The following is a 7,056-nucleotide window of genomic DNA, read 5'->3' on the forward strand; positions in this document are numbered from 1 at the left end:
ACTGAACCCGTGGCGGCAACCAGGACTTAAATGCAATGCAAATATTGCTTAAGTGCCCTGCCCCGATGATTGAATTTAGTTTCATCATTATATCATGTTTTAACCTCATCTGAAATTGTGACCGGGCCGCCACCTGGGGGCGGGAGGGGAGATTCAAACGCGGCTGATTTTTGGGGGCGGGAAATTTTCAGGAGCGATCGCGAATTTGGAGGCGACAACACGATAAAATAAGCGTTACCAGAATAGAGTAGCCGCGATCGCGGAGCGTGCAGTTTCCAGGGAACGAGTTAAACAATGGCAAAAACTTACACAGTTGAAATCAATCATCAAGGCACCACCCACACCATAGAAGTGCCCGAAGACAAACAAATTTTGCGTGCCGCTTATGGGGCGGGGATAATGGATCTGCCGAGTTCTTGCAATTCCGGGGTTTGTACCACCTGTGCGGCGAAGATTATCGGCGAAGGCAGTGTGGATCAAAGCGATGCGATGGGTCTCGGACCGGATCTGCTAGAGGAAGGATACGTGCTGCTGTGTGTTGCCTATGCGCGATCGAATCTCAAAATCGAGACCGAAAAAGAAGATGAAGTTTACGAGCGTCAATTCGGTCAAGGTTAAGGAGTTTTGCTTCTATAAAATGCCAAGGATGGGGAGAAATGTTCACTTCTGTGTATGCCACTCAACCCTTGGGGTGGGAAAGGCGTACACAGGAGTCACCCCTTAACTTTACCCCGCCGATGGAATGGCGGTTAATTGCGAAAGAAATTGCCGAATAGGGAATCATTATTAGGAGAAGAGGGATGACGACTCATTTTATCAGTGCGGAAATCGACCTAAAAGCCTCGCCGGTGGAGTTGCAACAAGAGATTGAGGGAGAATTGCAAAAGCGAGGGGAACCCCTGCGCTGGGCCGTGACTGATGTAGATACCGCCAAACAAAAAGCCAAAGTTGAGGCGGTGGTGACGGTGGAAGCGAAGGAAGGCGATCGCTAACTGGCTTGTTCATTTAATGTGCATAATCAATCGAGATAGCAAATCGATGGTCAATTAGTAGACTAGAGGGGGAAAAAGGCCGGGTTTTTATCTTAATCTTTGTGGCGAAACCGTCATTATGTATGTTTGAGAAAATACCCAGTTTTTAACCCTGAACAGGAGTCTTGCGCCAGGGAGAGTTTGACACAACGATTGGTTTAAAAGCCAATAAAATATGCAAATTAAAAGATGTTTAAAAGACTAGAGCGAAGCCAGAGGGTAGTATTGGGGAAAGAAAGATGACTCAACGTCCTTACACGGTGGTGTTAATTGTACCGACAGGTGTAGGGGCAGCGATGGGGGGATATGCGGGGGATGCGTTGCCCGTAGCCAGAGCGATCGCGCAAGTAGCCGATCGCCTGATTACCCATCCCAACGTGCTCAACGGTGCCCAACTGTATTGGCCGATCGCCAATGCATGGTATGTAGAAGGGTACGCACTGGACAAATTTGCGGCTTCCTGCTGGGGGTTGCGATCGGTATGGCAAAATCGCATCGGGTTAATTTTCGATCGCGGCATCGAACCCGAGTTAAGAGTGCGGCACTTGCAAGCAGCGGATGCCACGAGAGCCACATTAGGGTTAAACTTAACCGACTATGCCATTACCGATGCGCCCTTAAACGTGGAATTGCGACTCTCCGAGGCGGGAGCGAGTTGGGGAAGCATTGGCAACCCAGATAGTTTGCTCAGGGCCGCAGAGAAATTAATTGAGCAAGCCAAAGCCGAAGCGATCGCAGTGGTTGCGAGATTTCCCGATGACGAAGGGAGCGAAGCCTTGCAAAACTATCGTCACGGAAGCGGAGTAGACCCCCTTGCCGGTGCCGAAGCAGTAATCAGCCATTTAGTAGTGCGGCAATTTCAGGTTCCCTGCGCCCATGCCCCTGCCTTATTGCCCCTGCCCTTAGAGCCAGAGATTTCCCCCCGTGCCGCCGCCGAAGAAATTGGCTACACCTTTTTACCTTGCGTGTTAGCCGGATTGAGTCGCGCGCCGCAGTTTATCACCCCAAAAAATAGTAACTCTCGCGCTTCGGATTTGTGGGCCGAGGACATCGATGCGGCAGTCATTCCTGGCAATGCAGCCGGGGGCAGTGCTGTGCTAAGTTTGAGTCAGACCCGCACCCAGATTATCGCGGTGAGGGACAATCACACCCAGATGCGAGTTCCGCCAAAAAAATTGGGAATTGCAGCCGTAGAGGTAAACTCATATTTAGAGGCACTGGGTGTGTTAGTGGCGCATCGGGGCGGAATTTCCTCGGCGGCGCTTTGTCCCCAACTCGATCCGCTTCAGTGCCTTAACTGAGCGAGGGAGGTGACAAGCCTCATCTGCGGTCAGTGGGCGATAAAAATTTTCTTCGAGAGTACCGGTGTCAGAACAGCTTCCGAACGAGCCAGAAATGGAACCCCTCACGCGGCCTCAGATTCTCATTGCAATGGGGGTAACAGCCATCATTTTGCTGGGGGTAGCAAAGCTGTGGCTTTACTTGGGCAGCGTTTCGAGATTGGCATGGGAGTGGGATTGGTTGGCGATCGCCTGGGGTGTGGGTCTTGGATTTGGGATTAGCGCCGCCAGTTCCATTGTCTATCGCTGGTGGCCAGCCTATCGTCGCTGCGCCAATTTTTACCTGGAATTAGTGTTAGAACCCTTACTGTGGCCGGATTTAATATGGCTTGGACTGTTGCCCGGAATGAGCGAAGAATTGTTATTTCGCGGCGTGATGCTGCCGGCGATCGGGATGAATCCGGCGGGATTGGTGGTATCGAGCGCTTGTTTTGGGTTCCTGCACCTGAGCGGACCCCAACAATGGCCGTACATGGTATGGGCGACCATCGTGGGGCTGTTATTAGGAAGCAGCGCCTTAATCACGGGAAATTTGCTCGTGCCGATCGCCGCTCACATCGTCACCAATTTGCTCTCCAGCGTGCTGTGGAAAATGGGCAAAATGAGCCAAGAAAGCGAATCGCTGGATTAAGATAAATCGGCGAGACTCAAGCTGTTTTCGAGGGTTATGGCAGGGGAAATCCGGCGAGAGTTCGTGCCGCCATTGCGATCGCCTGCGGGTAGATTTCATATTCTCGTTCTTGAATGCGATCGTGCAGGGTTTGCGCCGTATCTCCCGGCAAAATCGGCACGGCAGCCTGGATTAAAATCGGCCCGCTATCCACTTCTAAGGTGGCAAAATGAACCGTACATCCCGTAATTTTTACCTTAGCTTCCAGGGCATCTTCCACTGCATGAGCGCCTTTGAAACTGGGTAATAAACTGGGATGAATGTTGAGAATGCGATTGGGAAACCCCTCAAACAGAACCCGAGTCAGAATTCGCATCCATCCGGCCATGACCACTAATTCTACATCCAAATCGCGTAAAGTTTCGACAATTTTGCGGTCGAAGTCTTCGCGTTTTTTGAAGTGACGATGATTGAGCAAAACGGCGGGAATATTTCGGCGTTCGGCGCGTTCTAAGACTGTGGCACGGGGATTGTTGTAAATTAAGACTTGGATTTGAGCATTCAATTGTTGCGTGGAGATTGCCTCAGCAATGGCTTCAAAATTCGTGCCGCTGCCCGAGGCGAGAATACCTAATTTAAGTGGGCGATCGCGCGGTGGATTCTCGGCCATAAAATTGGGCGGCAACACTGGAGAAATAACAAAACTCGACATAGATTTGCAAGTCGCTGACGTAGACATCATGCAGGAAATGATAGAGCGGTTTGGCTGGTTTTCGATCGTCCCCGAAGAGCGACCCCGATGAGCCAGATTCGGCTAAGGGCTGGCGATCGGGGCAATCGAAACCCCAAAGGGGATATTTTCTCCGCAGCGGTTTGCTCGATAGTGCTTGCACCGGTCCAGGTTTTCCCATCCTCCTCATCCCGGTTATTTTGCGCCGATGGGGGGTGACTTGCAGGCGATCCGCCCCTGCGATCGCGCCTGGATTTGGCGATCGGGGTTTGGGGGTAAAAACCGGAAAGCCGTTTCCCACAAAGCATAGCGGTGCAAACGCTTGGAATAGAAAAAACCCACGGTTCGAAGGGGCGATCGCGCTCATCCGCCGTGGAGGATTGCGAAAGCGACCTCAATAGGTTAGTCTTTCTGTGAATTGGCAACTGGGGAACCGCAGACTGGTGGACTCGCGCCACCAGAGGAAGGCAATCGCTTTCCTCCTCTCGGGATTCCAATCTCCCTCAATCCCCAATCAAGGCGCTCAAACCCATCCCATTGCCCCCTTAACCAGAGTTTTACCGGGCGGGGGGACCGGGTGGCGAGGGATAGCAACGCCAAGCCGGGGAATAAATTCAAACCGAGGAATCTCCAGTGTGAAAATTGGCGATCGCGCCTTTATTTTTCCAAGCGCCATCCCACCCTTACCCAGTTCCCATGAAAGTTACTTTTATGTAAAACGGGGGTCTTTATTATCTTTGATTAACCATAACATTCCCCGCCAATCAATTCCTATACCGAGGATCGGGGGGTTAGAAATATCGTCGGAAGGATCTGCACTCTGAGGCGAGAGCAACTTTTCCACACCCACCGAGGAACCGCCGGATTTCTTAATCGTCACATTTCTTATTCGTCCTAATCTAACCGCTAAAAATGATGACAAATGAATTCCAAGTGGTAAAATAGTTCCGCTTGGGTTGCTGTCGGGCAATAGCCAACATCAACCCCTAAGAAGGTGAAAACTGCTAAACTGGTACCCCAAAACCAATTTGGGAGTCAATTTCCTTTCCCCAATCTGAAGTGACGGGTTTGGCTTCCTCGATCCGAATCCGAATCCGTAACAGAAGATCTGGATAATTCAAAATCAAGGAAATTCCCAAATATGTAACGGGGGGATGGTCAAAACTATCCACGAACCGGATTAATATATCAAGAAAAGCAGGATCGCTTGGTGCCAAAAATTCTATTAGGAGTGGATGCATGAACATTCCATCGCAGACCAACATTTTTGAAAATCTCCGCCAGCAACTTACAGGTTTACGCAGTGCTGCAAAGAGGTGTTTATCCGTGGGTTTGGCTTTATTGCTAGCCACCTTTGCCACCTTTACGTGGAATTGCGACAGCGCCCTCGCCGTTGAGGAAATTATTCTAAACTATGGAACCGCACGCGAGACGATTTCCATAGAAGATTTAGAAACCTTCGTAGAAACAGGAGCAGAACCGCCGGAATTTCGCACCCGATTGGGAATTTCCGAACGGGATGTAGAGGCATTGCGTTTTATTTTGTCCGAACCAATTCCCGTATCTCGGGAATTTTTGAGAAAAGTGCTCAACAGCACCATCGGACAATTCGTATTGACCCGACTCGAACCGGTGTTTGGAGTAGCAGTGGAAGAAAACGTCTCTGAAGTCATCGATGCCTTTTTAGATGCGGCAGACAATGACGAATTAAGCCTGTTTGAACTGTTTGTAGAGTATCCAGAAACGCGACTGGTAGTGAACGGACCGTTGCTGGAAGAAGCGTACAATCGAATCAGCTTCATTGCCACCGACGTACTGGCGATCGCCCAAGTGGTAGAAACCTATCTGTACGATTTGGTTTGCACCGACGAAGGTTTATTTGGTTCAGATATGAACAACCCGCCAGCCCCGGAACTGTTCCGCAGTTCGACCTCGACAAATTTCGGGTGGCAACGATAAACCGATTTGTCTTGAATTAGGCAAGACAAACTCATCTCTCGCATCGCCTCGCGAGTGGAGGATTGAAATCAGCTTTATCAGCATATCCGCACGCGAGGCAAGGATGACTAATCCTTCAGGAGTGAATCCATGAAATTGCGCTTCCAAACCTTTCTCAAGCGTGTTAACGCTATCCGTCAAAAGTGGGTTAAATTTGTCGCCCTCGCCCTGGCAGTTTTTATAACCACCTTGTCTTTGGTGGTATTTAATCCCAATCCAGCCGTGGCGACCAAAAAAGTGGTTCTAACCTACGGACCGCAGACATTACCGATTCCGGTATCCGAACTCGTCACCTTCGCCAGAACCGGAGAAGCCTCGCGAGTTTTGAGATTTTTAACCGGTGTTGCTAATGTCGATCGCGATACCTTTCGCACCCTTTTGACCCGCGAAATTCCAGCCAACGTGCGATTTTTGGATCGCGCGCTCAACTTTATCGGCGGCGAATTATTCCTCTATGAAATCGGTCAGGTGATTTATCCGCCTTCCCGTCGTAAAGAAATCGAAGCATTGCGATCGAGTATCGTGCTTTCTGCGGCAGACGATCGCAGCGTTTCCCTGTTAGAGGTGATTGAAAAATATCCCGCTCAGGAACTTTACGTGGATGCTAGACAGATTAACAAAGCTTACGGTGAAATCGAATTCTTGGTCGAAGGCGCTATGGAATCGATTATGTTCCTCAGAGAAACTCTGGCTGACTTAATTTGTTAAGCTCAATGTTTGCTGGATAAAACCGTCAAAACAGAGACTCTGTAAACTCCCTTTTTTGGGAGTTTAAAATTCGAGGGAAAATTCAAAATTGCAATAACCAGACTGTTTCTTATCTAAAAAGAAGCAGTTTTTTTGCTTTTAAAACCGGAGAAAAAGTAGAAATGCAACGCGGCTGAAGAGGGAGTAATAGGCTCAAAAATGAAAGATATAGCCTTTCTCAAATTCATTTGGTAAGTAGCCGAATAGTCATTACCGCGCTTACACCTCCGAAATGAAAAATTCTCTACCTTACTCATATGAAAATCTTATAACTATGGCGCGATCGCGACAGGTTTTTTTCACCGATGGGGCGCTACAGGATAAATAACTATTGCGCTTATCGGGATAGTTTTTTCCATCCCTGGGAGTTGGACTAGGGATAAATAACTATTGCGCTAATCGGGATAGTTTTTTCCCATCCCTGGGAGTTGGACTAGGGATAAATAACTATTGCGGATATCGGGATAGTTTTTCCCATCCCTGGGGGTTGGACTAGGGATAAATAACTATTGCGGATATCGGGATAGTTTTTTCCCATCCCTGGGGGTTGGACTAGGGATAAATAACTATTGCGGAAATCGGGATAGTTTTTTCCATCCC

The 7,056-nt window shown here is 49.2% G+C and carries 8 protein-coding genes; 6 read left to right on the plus strand and 2 right to left on the minus strand.

The features are described 5' to 3' along the window. The first annotated feature begins 294 nt into the window (after positions 1-294). The 4 genes from AC0QH1_RS19520 to AC0QH1_RS19535 all read left to right on the plus strand — a co-directional run bounded on the left by AC0QH1_RS19520 (position 295) and on the right by AC0QH1_RS19535 (position 3,002). A complete protein-coding gene (locus AC0QH1_RS19520; RefSeq protein ID WP_324632953.1) occupies positions 295-618 on the plus strand; it encodes a 2Fe-2S iron-sulfur cluster-binding protein in 324 nt (107 codons plus the stop codon). Positions 619-800: 182 nt separating this feature from the next. Beyond that, complete coding sequence (locus AC0QH1_RS19525) at positions 801-992, plus strand: hypothetical protein (protein ID WP_324632954.1); 192 nt, start codon at positions 801-803, stop codon at positions 990-992. Between the two features lie 278 nt (positions 993-1,270). After that, positions 1,271-2,332 carry a DUF3326 domain-containing protein gene (locus AC0QH1_RS19530; protein ID WP_324632955.1) on the plus strand — a complete coding sequence of 354 codons (1,062 nt, stop codon included), beginning with the start codon at positions 1,271-1,273 and terminating at the stop codon, positions 2,330-2,332. Positions 2,333-2,396: 64 nt separating this feature from the next. Next, on the plus strand, positions 2,397-3,002 hold the full coding sequence (locus AC0QH1_RS19535; protein ID WP_324632956.1) for a CPBP family intramembrane glutamic endopeptidase: 606 nt from the start codon (positions 2,397-2,399) through the stop codon (positions 3,000-3,002). A 34-nt stretch (positions 3,003-3,036) separates the two neighbouring features. On the opposite strand, the gene purN is transcribed toward AC0QH1_RS19535, so the two are convergent. Continuing rightward, the gene (gene purN, locus AC0QH1_RS19540) at positions 3,037-3,720 is read right to left on the minus strand and encodes a phosphoribosylglycinamide formyltransferase (protein ID WP_442957341.1); all 684 of its coding nucleotides are present in this window, start codon (positions 3,718-3,720) and stop codon (positions 3,037-3,039) included. Then, complete coding sequence (locus tag AC0QH1_RS19545; RefSeq protein ID WP_324632959.1) at positions 3,617-4,012, minus strand: hypothetical protein; 396 nt, start codon at positions 4,010-4,012, stop codon at positions 3,617-3,619. The genes purN and AC0QH1_RS19545 overlap by 104 nt, the downstream gene beginning before the upstream one ends. Positions 4,013-4,950: 938 nt before the next feature. On the opposite strand from AC0QH1_RS19545, the gene AC0QH1_RS19550 reads away from it, so the two are divergent. Together AC0QH1_RS19550 and AC0QH1_RS19555 are read left to right on the plus strand one after the other, a co-directional pair. After that, complete coding sequence (locus tag AC0QH1_RS19550; protein WP_324632960.1) at positions 4,951-5,670, plus strand: alpha/beta hydrolase; 720 nt, start codon at positions 4,951-4,953, stop codon at positions 5,668-5,670. Between the two features lie 129 nt (positions 5,671-5,799). Beyond that, positions 5,800-6,417: an alpha/beta hydrolase gene (locus AC0QH1_RS19555; protein WP_324632961.1), complete on the plus strand. Its 618-nt coding sequence runs from the start codon at positions 5,800-5,802 to the stop codon at positions 6,415-6,417. The last annotated feature ends 639 nt before the right edge of the window (positions 6,418-7,056 follow it).

The organism is Phormidium sp. CCY1219 (genome assembly GCF_055795085.1).